The organism is Acaryochloris marina MBIC11017, from assembly GCF_000018105.1.
Lineage (GTDB): Bacteria > Cyanobacteriota > Cyanobacteriia > Thermosynechococcales > Thermosynechococcaceae > Acaryochloris > Acaryochloris marina.
In genome coordinates this window covers 15,625-29,213 of sequence record NC_009927.1, presented here as the reverse complement: position 1 = coordinate 29,213, position 13,589 = coordinate 15,625, and the positions used below count along the sequence as shown (strand labels likewise).

Here is a 13,589-nt window from a genome sequence, read left to right as displayed (position 1 = left end):
AGATCCCCTTTATCCAAGACTTGTGAGAAATTCATTTATGGCACCATCACTGACTTATCTGAACCCAGCTTCTTTGCCCGATGCATCTGCATTTGGCTACTCGCAGATAACAATCATGGAACCAGGTAGGCTTGCTTTCATTTCAGGGCAGGTTGCTTGGCAATCTAGCGGTGAAGCAGTTCCAGATAGTCTCACAGGACAGGCAGAACTTGTTGTCAAGAATGCAAAGGCGGCTCTCGATGCAGTTGGTGCTTCGTCAGAGGACATCGTTATGGTGCGAATTTACATGGTAGATCTGACACCTGATCGCATAGAAGAGTTGATGCCACATCTACTGGCCATGTTCGATGGTGCTAAGCCGAGTCTCACAGGTGTGGGCGTTGCCGCTCTAGCTGGACCCGAGTTGCAACTGGAGATTGAAATGATTGCTCGTTTGCCTTCATGACCCCAGTCGCAAGCCCTTTTCCCAGGCTGGGCGATGCAGTCAAAGGAAGCCATCGCCATCCGTAAACAAGCCATGATCCTCGCAGACTATGAAGCCTTGCGTGAATTTCCAAGAAACTTGACGCTCTCCCTCTAATCCTTCGGATATAGCCGGAGATTCTTGTTTCACGGCATTTACCTCGTTTCTTGAAGGGCGTTGATTGCAATTCCCTAACCCTCTAGCTTGGATACCTCGTATAGAAAAATCAGGTCTAAACCAGAAATATTGTGATTGTTGCCATCGCCAAAATACCCCAAACAGTTTTGTTCCAGTCCCACAATTGCCGCCCATTAAAACTGACAAACGGGAAAAATGGCATAGCAATATCGAAAAGAACCAAGGGTTTGCCTACTAAGAGCACGGCTTCCAGCCAAGCTCTCACATAAGGTAATGGTTCATTCAACTCACCCAAGACCCAGACTCCCCATACAAGGATTAATACTGGAAGGGTTCCGGCCACTGCCATCCAGCCCAACTGGGGAAGCAAGTCTCGATATCGCCATTGATGTGTTATTGGATAGAGGCTACCGGGAATCGGGAAGACTGCCCCAGGAAAGAGTAGTGAGATAGCTGTGCTGAGCAGAAATCCAGACTCCCAGGTACGAAACCGCACCGTTAGCCCTTGTCGATGTGCTGTTAACCACATGCCCAGATGTCGCAGGCCAAACAGAACTAAGAATATTCCTGGTAGAACCAGCCACATCTCTGGATGAAAGGCTCTAAAACCGCTAGCTCGCCACAGCATCAATAGCCCAATCAAAGAATTGGCGGTAATGGTACTCCACCATTGCAGAGAGGGACTATCTACTGCTGGTGCAACAGGACGTGCCCATAAGAAGTGACCCAGATCAAAATAATGAGAGAGCTTTGCCCACACAACTAATGTTGCTAACCCGTAACGTCTGAACTGGTCTTCAGGAGGTAGTATTTTGAACCCGCGCGTGGCAAATAGCTTGCTTGAACTTGTATTAAAGCCCTCAACAGTGGTTAGGATCTGATCGCACCCCTGCTTCTCGAAGAAGTCGATTCCAGACTCTACAAGACGTTGACCAAATCCTTTGCCACGGGCCTCTGGTGCTGTAAATACCCAGGCAATCGAACCTGCTTGGCGATTGCGGGGAAGGGCGAATAGTTTGAGAACAATCGCTCCTTGAAGTTGTCCACCCTGCTCAGCGACTAGAACATATGGCGTCCAAGAAAAGGCCCATTGGTCAAGAAGTGGGAAAGCCCGACGCATCAGGGCATGCACATTTTGTCGCTCGTCATCTCGCATTGGACGAACAATAGCATCGGATACCTGAGGCATTATGCTTCTCTCACGAATAGATGGCTCAGTGGCATATTAGTACCCAAATTTTTGAAAGTACCCTGCGAACCCAAAATAATCTACCTCAACTCAAATAGACTCCTATGATCCTGGGGCCGTTTTTGAGGGTCGTGCATCAAAAAAGTGTGGGTTTGTTAAACCTATAGGGAGTTGAGTTTTCCTATCTTCTGATGCAATGCCCTCTATGTGGTCATCCAAAGACCCACAAGCACGGTAAAACCAGTAAAGGCAGCCAACGTTACCGTTGCACCCACTGCCAGCAAACCTTCAGTGCAACCTTTGATACCCTTTATTATCGCCGTCAGATTACGCTACAATCATGCCCGAAGTAGACCCGTGTGAAGGACTGGACGGGAGGTGTAGGTCTCATACTTAGGTCAGTGAGAACACCAAGGCACTGATGGTAGAGCAGGAGAAGCCATTAAGCTGAGTCGTTCATGAGATGGTTCCTCTGATAAAGAAGGTGCTAGACATTGCTTACCACTTTTCAGCAAAAGGACGAATTTCAACGTCAAAAGACCATGCGGAGCTTGATTGGTGAGCAACGTGAAACACCTCCTCAGCAATGTCTACAGGTTGGCAGAAAAAGTCTTTAGACTGACTTGAGTGCTGGTTTAGTGGTTCAGTCGCCAGGCCCTGAACAGGTAAGTTAGTTGACCAAGGGGTATCGATCACCGCATCAACTGTAATGTAAGCCACATGGATACCCTTTGGTCCCAAATCCCGAGCTAAGGCTTGAGCCAAGATCCTCTGTGCAGCTTTGGTTGGAGCGAACAAAGCATAGGACGGAATTCCTCGGTGGGCGGCGGTGTTCCCAGTGATGATGATGGTTCCTTTTCCCTTCTCCATCATATTGGGAACTAGTTCACGGGCAAGGTACAGCAATGAGGTGGTATTTACCCGAAAGTTTCGCTCTAGCTCTTCAGGATGTACTTCTAGAAAGGTACCAAAGGTAGCTCTAACTGCATTATGAATGAGGACAGAGGGAGAACCCACCTCTCTACGAATGCTGTTGAGCGTGACAAGCAGTGCATCTAAGTCGCCAACGTTGCAGACATAGGCTTTAACGTCGGTCATGTCCTGTTCAAGTTGGCGGAGGCGATCTCGATTGCGGGCAATCATCGCGACCCGATAACCTCCTTCAACAAAGCGTCGGACAATTGCAGTTCCAGTACCATCGCCTACCCCAGTAACTAAGCAGATTGGTTTAGCCATGATTTCTCCTAATATAGATATTTTTGGTGGATAGATATCTAGATCATCTAAACTTTCATCAGGATGGAGGCGAACGCCCTATATGAGTGTCATCTTGCTAGTGTAGGGAGTGAGGATGCGACTTAATGGAATTAGATGAGGTGAATGCTCGCCATTGCAGAGTTAGCCAATGGTCGTGATCTCGTAATAGGAATAAGGCTACTAATCCAGCTAGAACAGGAACCCCTGCCCAAAATAAGATATTGGGTGGGTAGTAGGGATTGAATAGCTTTTCGTAAGTAGACAGCACAGAGACACTGTGCATCCCTAGCACCACTCCGTATGAAAAGGTTTTATAGAGTCCCACCAGAAATAGCAAGACGAGAATAGTTTGCAACACACCCACGGCATAACTCATCACGAGTGAAATCTCTGAAAAATAAAACTTCGAGAATATATTCTGGGTGAGGGCTGGGGCTAGGAGTTTGCCAGTGGACCAAACCAGTAGAAATATTGCAGTGCTAATGCGGATAATCGCTAAGCTGATTTCCAGGCGTTTTTCTGTTCTCATGGGAATCCCCTTAGTCCTTGCGGACTATATTTAAATGATCAATAGAATCTGAGCGATGATAGCGAAACCTAATCCAATGGCAGTGATAACTGCGACTTCTCGATCTGCTTTCGTCATAGTTTTAGGCTCCAATCTGGACAGGTGCACCCTTATCTTGAGTAACGAGGGATAATTCATCCGTGTCGATGTTGTAGACGTAACCGTAGATATCGACGTTGTGAGGTGTCCCTTTTGAAGCTCTCACCAAGCGAGTATCATGCTGGAGCGATGTGACAAAATCGCTGATACAGATGCTGTCCTGCTCATATAACGTGGATATATCGTTACCTTGCTCTTTCTGGAAGGCATTCACAATCCCATCAGCGGTAAATGAAGTTGCTCCGCAATGGGTGTGGTGCACAATCACGATATTCTTAATACCAAATAGATGCTGAGCGACTGTGATAGAGCGCAATGCATCAATTGCGCGGCCCCCTGCAACAATCACCTCGAATAAAGTAGTCGTAGAAGCAATTTTGTTACCCTGCTCATCGGTAAGAATTTCGCCAGGGTAAACCTCATCAAACTCTCTTGCGACAGCGGCTGGAACACCTACTGCACGAGGGTCATAACAGTAAACCACCACAGTCCTCAGGGGAACCGCCTTGGCAAATTCCTGACGTACAGTGGGTTCGTGGTAATCCGGCTGCTTAGAAAAAACGTAGGCGTCAAAATTTTGCACATTTTGGAGTGTTAGTAAATTCATGATCTTTCTTCTTGTTGTTGATCAATGAGCTATGTAGATTTCGAGCCAACCTGAATAGGGATGGACGGTATCGAGGAAATAGTGAGAAGAATGATTTAGGGAACAAGGTCTAAATGATCGTCATACTTCAGATCACGGCGACCAACCTGAATAACCCTGTGTAGTTGCGCATCTACTTCATAAGTCCTGATCCATTCCAGATCTCCAACATTTTTCAGTAGACCGGAATGGGGCGATCTTGCCTGGGATTTGTACTCTACCTGAGTCATTCGGCAAGCTTGTCCCCCATACCGATACAGATACTCAGTGGTCCCTTCCACAACCCAGCGGGCCTGATATAACTTCCAAAATTGACCATCATGCTCATAGATGCCAAAGGTCATTTCATAGCCACTTTCGATTTGCAAATGCCAGGGACTACTTTCGATCTGCTTCCAGTCAGAGATTTTGCTGCCATCCTCAAATTCTTGATTGGGGATATTCCAACGAAGTGTACTTTTCACGAGTATCTCCTATTTATATACGACTGGTCGTCTTTTTATTGAGTAGACGAATTTTAAATCAATGCTCTTTGGGGGGCGGAAATGGAAAGCCTACAATCCCAAGAAGTTTTAGGTCTTTGCTAAATAGCTATTGAGGAGCAAACTTAGTTGTTGTATCGGCTGCACCGACTGCTCAACTTGCATTCTTAGTAATGCTCCTTCATAGGCATTGACGAGGAAATCCGCCAGTTCTTCAATATCAATATCGTCTCGAATTTTGCCCTGGCTCTGCCCCCGTTGCAGAGTAAATGAAAATTGCTGTTTCATCCCTTGAAACCCTTCAATCATGGCTTGCTGGCATAATTGGCTACTTCCCCCCAGTTCTGCTCCGAGATTGCCCAGCATACACCCTGCTTTCAAATCTTCATGGCGGTGCATTTCCTGCTCAAAAAAATGCTGGAGGGCAGTAATTGCATCATCTTCTGGATCATGTAAACACGCTGACATGTTGGCGATTACCCCCTTAGTAAAGTGGCGAATCACTTCAGCTCCAAACTGTTCTTTACTCTCAAAATAGTTATAGAAAGAGCCTTTGGGCACATTGATTTGATCGAGGATTTCTTTAATCCCCGTCCCGTGATACCCCTGAGTGAGGAACAGTTTGAGTCCTTGATCTAGGAGCTGTTCACGAATATGTTCATTGCGTTTAGGTCTAGCCATAGAGATAATATATGACCGGTCGTCTATAAATGTCAAGTAATGGCATAGCTAATCAGTGGATTGTAATGTTTAGGATGAGCTAAATAACCAGGTTGATTCCAAGAGTGGCTTAGGGCAATATTGGATAAAACAAGTTTTCTATAGGGTGCCAGGACTGGATCGTCTTCAGGTTCAGCGGTCTCATCCACAATCATGGGGAAGACCACTATCATTCCGGCAATGGCGTCGTTGATCGTTGAGTTTTAGCTCGACTAAAAAACGCTGGAATTGTACCCCATGTCGCTCTACCATTTCTGTTTCGTAGAGTTGAAAGCCAAACTTCTTGAACAACCCGAGACTGAACTCACTGGCTTCCGCATAAAGTCGCTGTATACATCGGCTTTGTGCATATTCCAAAAGGTTTCTCATCAGCGCCGAGCCGATACCTTGATGGATGCAGTCTTGTCGTACATAAGCTGATGTCACATGTCCATCTTCAGCAATGCCTGCAAATCCCAAGATTCCTGTGTGGTTCCTTGCAACAAAGGTAGTTGCCTGGAGAATGAATGCTCTGAATTGGTCTGTCTCAGAGGTAAAACTAGCCCAAGCAGTGACTTGCGCAGGAGTGTAATATCGTGGCCCCCAAGTTAAAACCGTTTGTCGATAAAGGTTGGCTAACGCTAATACATCAGATTCGCTAGCAAGTTGAATTCGTTTCATGGACTTAGAGAATTGTTCAAAATTTCAGTGTGTGCGGTACACAATTTGAAAGCGCTCACAGACAAGCAGCATGTTATGAGTCGGCTCCTTATCAATTTTGGGTAAGGCCCGAGAGAAGTATTTCCAGTGTTCTCGCTGCCAGGATTCCAGAGTGCGATCATCTTCCCCTTCGTCGTAAGCGAATTGAGCATCAATCTGATCAAATGGACAAATGTTCACTTCGGTTGTCTCAATAATGCAAAAGGGGGTTTCGCTCCCATCCACAACAATGGTTTTCAAGCCAACAGTAGGTAGGGGACTGTGTTCTGCTTCCCATTCCCAAAGTGCTGAGCAGGTTGCAGTCTTAGTTCCCGCTAGTACCAATTGCCCCAACTCGTTAGCCATTTCAGGGCTATCACCAAATTGTTCAACTAGATAGGGTTGGTCAAGATCTTCATCAGGAGATAAGGTTTGGCAATAGCTTTGCCAATAGTGCTCAATAGCAGGCTTTTCCATGAGTATTTGACAATTTTAGAAGAATTTATGCGAGATAGAGAGATTTAAAGTTGAAATACTGTTGCTGGCGTAGCATGTCATCAGTCTTGATGAACATTATCGGGGAAAATGCAGGTACATAGACAGCGATGTTCTCAGCGCCTTCTGAATCGGGGGTACTGTAGCGCACCCACTGTCCCCTAGAAATAATGATTGCCTGCCATCTGCACCATTTGGGCGATTTCTAGGAAAGACCTCACATACTTCTGACCACAGAATGTAATAGTGATGCATTGAATCTAACTCTGAGCATGCGTGACCAATTAACCTGGAATCAACTTGAAGATCTGAAATTTGCCTCCTCGAAAATGACAGGAGCCCGCCGCCGGGCTTTCCAGGCAGACATCGCCCTCAAATACTGCGACGGGAACCCCAATCTCACAGAAATTATCTTTGGCTGGGGTCGAAATACGGTGGCAACAGGTTTAGGTGAGAAGCGAACAGGCATGATTTGTGTGGGTGCTCAGTCGGGTTTCTGTGGCAGGAAACGTTGGGAAGACCTTCACCCAGAGGTCGCAGCCGCCTTACGGGAGCTTGCAGAAGCCCATTGCCAACAAGACCCCACCTTTTCCAGCTCAACTGCCTATACCCGCTTAACAGCGGCTGCCGCTATCACCCACTTGAGAGCGCAAGGATTTCCCCCCAAGTCTGTACCGGCAAAGAGTACCATGGCCGTCGTCTTGAATCGGTTAGGCTATCGACTCCGCCGTGTCCTCAAAGCTAAACCCCCAAAAAACTGCCGGAAACCGATGCCATCTTTGCCAACCTCAAACACAAAGACCTGAAAGACCATGACGGTACCGTCAAACGATTGAGCATCGATTGCAAAGCCACCGTTGAACTAGGGGAGTCCTCTCGTCGGGGCAAGACTCGAACCCAAACGAAAGCCTGTGATCACGATATGGGTAGTGGGCCAAAATATGTTCCCTGCGGCATCCTAGAGGAGGACGCCGATACATTACATATCATTTTTGGCCATTCTCACAAAACGAGCGATTTTATGGTCGATAATCTTCAGGATTGGTGGAACACCCTGGCCCCCACCGAACAGCAAACCCTGCAGCTCATCCAGATCAAGTTGGATATCGGTCCTGAGAATAGTGGGGTACGCACTCAGTTCCTCAATCGACTGGTGGCATTTAGCGATCACATCGGCACCGCGATTCAACTCCTGTACTATCCGCCTTATCACAGCAAGTACAACCCCATTGAGCGATGTTGGGGGATTTTGGAGCAACACTGGAACGGAACCTTATTAACTGATGTTGATACCCTGTTGGGATGGGCTAGCACCATGACTTGGAAGGGTAATCACCCCGTTGTAACTGTGACACAGAAGATTTATGAAACAGGAATTTCGCTTACTAAACAAGCAATGAAAGGCATTGAGAAACGATTGGAGAGACATCCTCAGTTACCCAAGTGGGACATCCTAATTCATCCAATTTAGTACGGGGCTTCTTTTCAGGAAATCACCCTAAAGGGCAGACTTGAACCTAGCGTTTGATCAAAATGGTCTTGCTTAATTGGACTCTGGCAAGTCCTCAACCAAATATTTGATCATCGTCGTACTTAATTCTATGGCTTTCTGTGGTTGGAGTAGCTGCCATTACCCTCAGTCGCTAGGCAGCCTTCCCATAATAGGTCTCAAGACTAGGTGGTTAATTGTCGTCATCCATTAATTTATCTAATTGCTGGAGAAGTCTTCTTATTTGCTTTTCCTTTTTGGGATTAGTCCACACTTTTGACTTTTTAAACTTTGCTAGTGCTTTCTTAACTTCAGTATCCAGCGAAAGTTCTGTAGGCTGATCTACTGGTTCACGGTAACTATTGATAAGTTGCTTGATTTCGGTCAGAGACAGGCTTTCATTGATAGCTTTCTTTAATATTTTGACTCTTGTCTTTTTATCCTTAAGCTTGGAAATAGCCATGGCCTTTGTATACTCTATCTCTCCAGAGCGTAGGGCATTGAGGATATCGCTTGGATTCTTTAAGAGAGGTAGCCTGGATGAAACGAATGATGTCCAAGTCAAGCGGCCCAATACTTTGAAGACGTTCTCAACTTTATGAGCGTTGTCACTAACCAAAACGTTTTGGTTAACAGTTCCCTTGGATGCATTGTTCATTTGATAGAGAAATTTGGTGACCTTTTCAATCGGAAGGTCTAACTCCATTGATAAGAATTCAAGTGTTCCTTCTGTCTCCTCTAGTGGACTTAAATCTTGGCGTTGCATGTTTTCAACTAATGAAGCCATCAATGCCTGTCTATCATCAAGGATAAAAATGCGTACAGGGACTTCTAGCAAATTCAGGAATTCAGCAGCTCTATATCTTCTTTCTCCTGCGACCAATTCATATTCTTGCTTTCTATTAGATTTAGGGAGTTTTCTTACCCAAAGCGGAGAACGAATACCATTGATCTTGATTTCATGCTTAGCCCATTCTTCAATTTGTTTCTGATCGAAGTATCTCCTCTGTTGCAATGTAGTTCTTTTAATGGAGTTAAGGGGGATATACTTGAGATCTCCATCAGCAACTTCAACATTGCCAAAAACAAAATCTGATAATTGATTATCTGCTTGAATTGCTTTCTTTAATGTTCTTCTAGTCATTACCAAAAATCTCCATAGCTTCAGTGAAAAGTTCTTCGTAGTTTTTAGAAGCTTCTTTTGCAGGTTTACCTTTCATTTTGAAGACAGTACTACCTTGTCCAGGAGCATCTTTAATGCATTGCCGATCATAAATAACCGTTTGCATTAATGGAATTACAACATCTTCAAGTGCTTCTTGTGCTTCACGAAGCAATACAGATGATTTTCTAGTAGCGTTTAAAAAAATTGCTGCTTTAGGAAATCCTCCCCGAAGCTCTTTGGCATGTTTTATGAATTGGACGATTTTACCAGTACTTCTTAGATCAATAATGGAATCCCGCGTAGGAACTAATACTAAATCACATCTAGACAATATGGCTTTTGTGACTTCTGACAATGAACCTGGTCCATCAACTACAACAACGTCATAGTCATCAGAGAATGTAGGTAGACTTTCAAATAATTGCTCAGGATCTATAAGTACTTGATAGTCTAGTTCAAGCTCATTGAGCCATGCAGAACTACTCTGTTGACCATCTGCATCAACAAGTAATACTGAGAGACCTTTTTGAGCAAGCCAATATGCTGCATGGGCAGCACTTGTAGATTTTCCAGATCCACCTTTTTGATTCGCAAATGCAATTATTTTGGGAGTTTGCATAGAGCAGTGGTTTCTATATTCGAACCTAACCAAACAGATACTATACTCTATCTGAATTTTTGCAAATGTAATCGTTATCTTTTACCTGAAAAGACTAAATTAAACCACTACCCCCATCATCAGCATAGATGGGGGTAGTGGCCGAGGCAAAAACACCCTGACTAACGCTTTAATTGAATCGATGTAATGGTCGTGCCCTTATCATTCGAAAAGATCGGTACTATCGCTATATCCCCTGTGGCAACCATGATTTGCCAGAAGCCCTGGACACAGATCTGATGATCGATCATCTGAAGCGACTGAGGTCTGGTCACTCGACAAGGTTATCTATGTCATGCATATTGAGTAATTCCTGGAAGCTTAAGGAAGTTAAGAGCCTTAGCTAAATTTTGTTAGAACGATCTCAATCCTCACATAATTCTCAAGTTTTCTTTCTAGTCTTGACGAATGAATGATAAAGAGTAATTTGTAAAATACACCCCTACAAATATGATGACTACTCTATTAAGTTTCCTGGCTGATCTATCGAATCACCTGGGTCTAGCCTGGTGGGTTGAAATCAAAACGTTATCCCCGATATGTACTTATTTTTTTGGTCCCTTTCTGATTCGCAAGGAAGCAGAAGCAGCATTGTTTGGGTATGTAGAAGATTTAGAGGCAGAACAGGCACAGAACATAGTTGCCCATATTCAGCGTTGTCATCCACCCCATTTGACCATTTGCAATGAGATGGAGTATTCGTGCTGACTGTCTAGGAGTGGCAGAACTTCAGATACTACGCAGTAACGCTTTTTAACGATACTTGGATCGATATTTAATAGCTAACAACTGTTTCAACTCTTCATCAGATGTTTGAGAAAAGTCTTCATGCCAGAAGCCTATCGAGTACAAAGGCTTTGGGTTTATCAGAAACACCACTTCTTCCACCTCAGTTTTCAATGTTTCATAAGTCCCTGCTTCAATCACTGGAGAAGCTACAACGATTTGACAAGGCTGCTGCTTCTGAAGCATGACAATAGCAGCTCAAATCGTTGTAGCTGTAGCTATCCCATCATCATCAACAAGAATAAGGATATGATCATGAATACGGGATGGTTGACGATCACCTTGATAAAGATAAGCTTGGCGGCATAATTCTCGCATCTCATTGGTTGCCACTTGCTCAATAATCTGAGGAGAAATATCTAGTTCACTGACAACCTCATCATTCAGCAGTATTACCCCATCTGAAGTTATTGCTCCCATTGCCAGCTCGTTCATGCCAGGGACACCTAACTTACGCACTAGGCAGAGATCTAAAGGTGCATTGAGTTCCTTTGCTATCTCAAAAGCAACGGGGACACCTCCCCGAGGTAAGGTAATTACCAAAACATTGGATTGGTTTACATAGTGAGTTAATTAAGTTGCTAACTGTTGACCAGCATCGGCACGATTACGGAGAAGTGGCATCATGACTCGAACCCCCAATATCTTAAATACTGAGCTTGAGTGATGGTCAACGAATCCCAGCTTCAGCTTGTTGAAGAACCTGTTTCAGTGAGTCAACAACTACAGGTGCCTGCATAGAGGACCTCTGAAAAATTTGAGTAGCAGTAATAGGCTGCCCATAAAATTCCTTGTTCAGACCGTCATCATCATCTAGATCGGAACCTTCCAGAGTCACCCCACCAAAGAGCCCTTCACTGCGGGAGTAGGTATAGACTTTATCCCCATTGAATCCTTCCAAAGACTCAACGGGTTGTTCTCCCACAGGTCCTGCAGTTCCCGAGACGCTCCCTCCAAATTCAAATGCCTCAGAAAGCACAGTCTTTAGCGCAGTTTGACTGGGAAAGACCAGGATGACATCACTGGATCTAGCACCTGCTTGTAGACCAAAACTACCTCCCGTAATCGTAATAAAGGCTGGATTACTCCAACCACCATTCGGCTTGCGAATGAGGATGACGCCATCGCCCCGTCGAACTCCAAAGATGAATCCCCCTTGGGTGACATTGGTAAGAATGGCGATCGCTTGACTACGTTGTAGGAGACTTGAGGGGATCCGAGTTTTAGGTTCGCGATTGATTTCCGTAAACACTTTAGTTGATTCTTGCACTTCATCATGAGATTCAAGAGCCATTGCGTTTCGCGGAAAAATACAGAGTAATAGACATGCTGACAGGGGTAGAAATTTAAACCAGTTAAGCTTCATAACACCAATATCCGTTATCAGAAATTTTAGACTCTTAGAGGATTTTGCTACCTGCTTCATCGTCTTTAAAAGCAGTTGATGGGGTGAGTAGCATCACATCACACCGATGAATAGTGCCTGTGCCACAGCGAATATAGTTAGCGCTCCACATCTGACTGAATCAGCAGTGACCTTATGAAAGATCTGATTTACTTGCTGCATAGTTAACATGGACTTTTCTCCTGCTTTTCTAACGAAGCAGTGGAAGTCAAAGCAGAATGGTAGAGACATACTCATAAGATGTTCTCAAACCTGGAAGTCCTTGGAATAGGTCAAAGTTACAGATCCCTAACTTATTTGTTTAATAAATGCGATGGCCACCTAAGACGACTTTGAAAAATGTGGGAGGACAATCTTTTAAGTCTTGAATGGTAAAGTCGTTCTGGGTAAGTGTACGCTGACGTGGCTGGCAAAATTTGCTGTGAGAAAAAACGATTTGAGATGTTTTAGTAGATTTTTGAACATATTCCAGTTTTGCAACCTCAGCCTCAGCTTTGCCTTCAAAAGGCCCATAGAAATCTATACAGGGAGGATTTGCAGTACCCACCTCTAACCACCAACCTGAACATAAATTATCATTCTTATCTGAGGTTTTTGACGCTCTTGTATTAAAATTATTTGGGCTCATTTTTTTAATCACTTGAAGACTCCAGTCAGTGGAGATTGATTACTCTTACTACCGAGGTTAGAGGCTGAACCTGAGTATTGTGTGAAGATTTTCCAACTTTGTCTGGTGAGTTCAGGTCCATCCCCATCCGATCCTCATTGAAGGGATTTTCGTACTGACACTACCCGAAATCTTGGAGTATCTGGACTTCAACGCTTACGTTGAGGTACAAGACGATCTGCGGATGAATCGGAGGATTTTAGGAAGGTCAAGCCAATCATCAATAAATAATAAGTGATGCATAATTCTGCTGGGTCATTCCTATATCTATGCAGATGGCTCCCCCTTTTCTCGTAGAAAATACAGCGATGCTAAATCACCCTACACCTCTTTTCGACAAACTTTGCGAAGTGACGGGATACACCTTATTAGACCTGGCAGTATTTGCAAAAGATGAAGGCTACCCCCTCATGCCCATCCTACTTAGCCCTTTTCAAAAAATTCAACTTAGAAATATTGTGTTGTGCCATTGGGCCATCAAAGAAGGCTATTTCACATCTTGGTCACATGCAGAAGTTGAGTTCATCAAGCTCTGGGGAAAGGTCAAAGAGATAGATTTGATAGGGGCTTGGGTTGACTACTGTCATGACAGAGAACTAATCAGTCAGGGTATGGTTTGTTGATGGCTAGCATCAAGTAGCCCATTTACACCTGTCGAAAACTGCTGGCCAATTTTTTATTAGT

At 44.6% G+C, this 13,589-nt stretch carries 18 protein-coding genes and 2 pseudogenes; 6 read left to right on the top strand and 14 right to left on the bottom strand.

Annotated features, from left to right (window positions below; translation table 11 throughout):
* The first annotated feature begins 37 nt into the window (after positions 1-37).
* Positions 38-445, top strand: a complete 408-nt coding sequence (locus AM1_RS30575; protein WP_012166923.1) for a RidA family protein — start codon at positions 38-40, stop codon at positions 443-445.
* 250 nt (positions 446-695) lie between these two features.
* Here AM1_RS30575 and AM1_RS30570 read toward each other — a convergent pair whose 3' ends face one another.
* Positions 696-1,790: a GNAT family N-acetyltransferase gene (locus AM1_RS30570; RefSeq protein WP_012166921.1), complete on the bottom strand. Its 1,095-nt coding sequence runs from the start codon at positions 1,788-1,790 to the stop codon at positions 696-698.
* A gap of 191 nt (positions 1,791-1,981) precedes the next feature.
* On the opposite strand from AM1_RS30570, the pseudogene AM1_RS41515 reads away from it, so the two are divergent.
* Positions 1,982-2,122: pseudogene (locus AM1_RS41515) on the top strand (transposase); the annotation flags it as partial.
* Between the two features lie 166 nt (positions 2,123-2,288).
* Here the strand turns inward: AM1_RS41515 and AM1_RS30565 are convergent.
* The 7 genes from AM1_RS30565 to AM1_RS30535 all read right to left on the bottom strand — a co-directional run bounded on the left by AM1_RS30565 (position 2,289) and on the right by AM1_RS30535 (position 6,717).
* Complete coding sequence (locus tag AM1_RS30565) at positions 2,289-3,026, bottom strand: SDR family NAD(P)-dependent oxidoreductase (protein WP_012166920.1); 738 nt, start codon at positions 3,024-3,026, stop codon at positions 2,289-2,291.
* A gap of 97 nt (positions 3,027-3,123) precedes the next feature.
* Entirely contained in the window at positions 3,124-3,576 is a 453-nt protein-coding gene (locus AM1_RS30560) for a hypothetical protein (protein WP_012166919.1), read from the bottom strand.
* A gap of 121 nt (positions 3,577-3,697) precedes the next feature.
* Positions 3,698-4,321, bottom strand: a complete 624-nt coding sequence (locus tag AM1_RS30555) for a carbonic anhydrase (RefSeq protein ID WP_012166917.1) — start codon at positions 4,319-4,321, stop codon at positions 3,698-3,700.
* Between the two features lie 95 nt (positions 4,322-4,416).
* Complete coding sequence (locus AM1_RS30550; protein ID WP_012166916.1) at positions 4,417-4,824, bottom strand: hypothetical protein; 408 nt, start codon at positions 4,822-4,824, stop codon at positions 4,417-4,419.
* A gap of 108 nt (positions 4,825-4,932) precedes the next feature.
* Complete coding sequence (locus tag AM1_RS30545) at positions 4,933-5,523, bottom strand: TetR/AcrR family transcriptional regulator (RefSeq protein WP_012166915.1); 591 nt, start codon at positions 5,521-5,523, stop codon at positions 4,933-4,935.
* A 180-nt stretch (positions 5,524-5,703) separates the two neighbouring features.
* On the bottom strand, positions 5,704-6,222 hold the full coding sequence (locus tag AM1_RS30540) for a GNAT family N-acetyltransferase (protein ID WP_012166913.1): 519 nt from the start codon (positions 6,220-6,222) through the stop codon (positions 5,704-5,706).
* Between the two features lie 24 nt (positions 6,223-6,246).
* Positions 6,247-6,717 carry an ASCH domain-containing protein gene (locus AM1_RS30535; protein ID WP_012166912.1) on the bottom strand — a complete coding sequence of 157 codons (471 nt, stop codon included), beginning with the start codon at positions 6,715-6,717 and terminating at the stop codon, positions 6,247-6,249.
* A 290-nt stretch (positions 6,718-7,007) separates the two neighbouring features.
* Here AM1_RS30535 and AM1_RS44550 point away from each other — a divergent pair.
* Positions 7,008-8,206, top strand: a pseudogene (locus AM1_RS44550) (ISAzo13 family transposase).
* Positions 8,207-8,417: 211 nt separating this feature from the next.
* On the opposite strand, the gene AM1_RS30520 reads toward AM1_RS44550, so the two are convergent.
* Positions 8,418-9,368: a ParB/RepB/Spo0J family partition protein gene (locus tag AM1_RS30520; protein WP_012166908.1), complete on the bottom strand. Its 951-nt coding sequence runs from the start codon at positions 9,366-9,368 to the stop codon at positions 8,418-8,420.
* The gene (locus AM1_RS30515) at positions 9,361-10,008 is read right to left on the bottom strand and encodes a ParA family protein (protein WP_012166907.1); all 648 of its coding nucleotides are present in this window, start codon (positions 10,006-10,008) and stop codon (positions 9,361-9,363) included. Before AM1_RS30515 ends, AM1_RS30520 begins: the two co-directional genes overlap by 8 nt.
* Positions 10,009-10,497: 489 nt before the next feature.
* On the opposite strand from AM1_RS30515, the gene AM1_RS30510 reads away from it, so the two are divergent.
* A complete protein-coding gene (locus AM1_RS30510) occupies positions 10,498-10,755 on the top strand; it encodes a DUF1816 domain-containing protein (protein WP_012166905.1) in 258 nt (85 codons plus the stop codon).
* 45 nt (positions 10,756-10,800) lie between these two features.
* Here the strand turns inward: AM1_RS30510 and AM1_RS44315 are convergent, their stop codons facing one another.
* The 4 genes from AM1_RS44315 to AM1_RS30490 all read right to left on the bottom strand — a co-directional run bounded on the left by AM1_RS44315 (position 10,801) and on the right by AM1_RS30490 (position 12,878).
* Positions 10,801-11,019: a phosphoribosyltransferase like protein, putative gene (locus AM1_RS44315; RefSeq protein ID WP_012166904.1), complete on the bottom strand. Its 219-nt coding sequence runs from the start codon at positions 11,017-11,019 to the stop codon at positions 10,801-10,803.
* A 12-nt stretch (positions 11,020-11,031) separates the two neighbouring features.
* The gene (locus AM1_RS44310; RefSeq protein WP_012166903.1) at positions 11,032-11,376 is read right to left on the bottom strand and encodes a phosphoribosyltransferase; all 345 of its coding nucleotides are present in this window, start codon (positions 11,374-11,376) and stop codon (positions 11,032-11,034) included.
* A gap of 127 nt (positions 11,377-11,503) precedes the next feature.
* Positions 11,504-12,127: a lipid-binding SYLF domain-containing protein gene (locus AM1_RS30500; protein WP_238549347.1), complete on the bottom strand. Its 624-nt coding sequence runs from the start codon at positions 12,125-12,127 to the stop codon at positions 11,504-11,506.
* 412 nt (positions 12,128-12,539) lie between these two features.
* Positions 12,540-12,878 carry a DUF1816 domain-containing protein gene (locus tag AM1_RS30490; protein WP_012166900.1) on the bottom strand — a complete coding sequence of 113 codons (339 nt, stop codon included), beginning with the start codon at positions 12,876-12,878 and terminating at the stop codon, positions 12,540-12,542.
* Between the two features lie 118 nt (positions 12,879-12,996).
* On the opposite strand from AM1_RS30490, the gene AM1_RS41505 reads away from it, so the two are divergent.
* Both AM1_RS41505 and AM1_RS30485 read left to right on the top strand, forming a co-directional pair.
* Positions 12,997-13,143, top strand: a complete 147-nt coding sequence (locus AM1_RS41505; RefSeq protein ID WP_148216032.1) for a nucleoside/nucleotide kinase family protein — start codon at positions 12,997-12,999, stop codon at positions 13,141-13,143.
* Positions 13,144-13,174: 31 nt separating this feature from the next.
* The gene (locus tag AM1_RS30485) at positions 13,175-13,528 is read left to right on the top strand and encodes a hypothetical protein (RefSeq protein ID WP_012166899.1); all 354 of its coding nucleotides are present in this window, start codon (positions 13,175-13,177) and stop codon (positions 13,526-13,528) included.
* The last annotated feature ends 61 nt before the right edge of the window (positions 13,529-13,589 follow it).

Excerpts from the sequence above, each read along its gene's own strand:
- AM1_RS30560 (WP_012166919.1), bottom strand. The coding sequence starts at position 3,576 with ATGAGAACAGAAAAACGCCTGGAAATCAGCTTAGCGATTATCCGCATT.
- AM1_RS30515 (WP_012166907.1), bottom strand. The coding sequence starts at position 10,008 with ATGCAAACTCCCAAAATAATTGCATTTGCGAATCAAAAAGGTGGATCT.
- AM1_RS30500 (WP_238549347.1), bottom strand. The coding sequence starts at position 12,127 with ATGGCTCTTGAATCTCATGATGAAGTGCAAGAATCAACTAAAGTGTTT.
- AM1_RS30485 (WP_012166899.1), top strand. The coding sequence starts at position 13,175 with ATGCAGATGGCTCCCCCTTTTCTCGTAGAAAATACAGCGATGCTAAAT.
- AM1_RS30540 (WP_012166913.1), bottom strand. The coding sequence starts at position 6,222 with ATGAAACGAATTCAACTTGCTAGCGAATCTGATGTATTAGCGTTAGCC.
- AM1_RS30555 (WP_012166917.1), bottom strand. The coding sequence starts at position 4,321 with ATGAATTTACTAACACTCCAAAATGTGCAAAATTTTGACGCCTACGTT.
- AM1_RS30570 (WP_012166921.1), bottom strand. The coding sequence starts at position 1,790 with ATGCCTCAGGTATCCGATGCTATTGTTCGTCCAATGCGAGATGACGAG.
- AM1_RS30520 (WP_012166908.1), bottom strand. The coding sequence starts at position 9,368 with ATGACTAGAAGAACATTAAAGAAAGCAATTCAAGCAGATAATCAATTA.
- AM1_RS30510 (WP_012166905.1), top strand. The coding sequence starts at position 10,498 with ATGATGACTACTCTATTAAGTTTCCTGGCTGATCTATCGAATCACCTG.
- AM1_RS44315 (WP_012166904.1), bottom strand. The coding sequence starts at position 11,019 with ATGCTTCAGAAGCAGCAGCCTTGTCAAATCGTTGTAGCTTCTCCAGTG.
- AM1_RS30565 (WP_012166920.1), bottom strand. The coding sequence starts at position 3,026 with ATGGCTAAACCAATCTGCTTAGTTACTGGGGTAGGCGATGGTACTGGA.
- AM1_RS30535 (WP_012166912.1), bottom strand. The coding sequence starts at position 6,717 with ATGGAAAAGCCTGCTATTGAGCACTATTGGCAAAGCTATTGCCAAACC.
- AM1_RS30545 (WP_012166915.1), bottom strand. The coding sequence starts at position 5,523 with ATGGCTAGACCTAAACGCAATGAACATATTCGTGAACAGCTCCTAGAT.
- AM1_RS30575 (WP_012166923.1), top strand. The coding sequence starts at position 38 with ATGGCACCATCACTGACTTATCTGAACCCAGCTTCTTTGCCCGATGCA.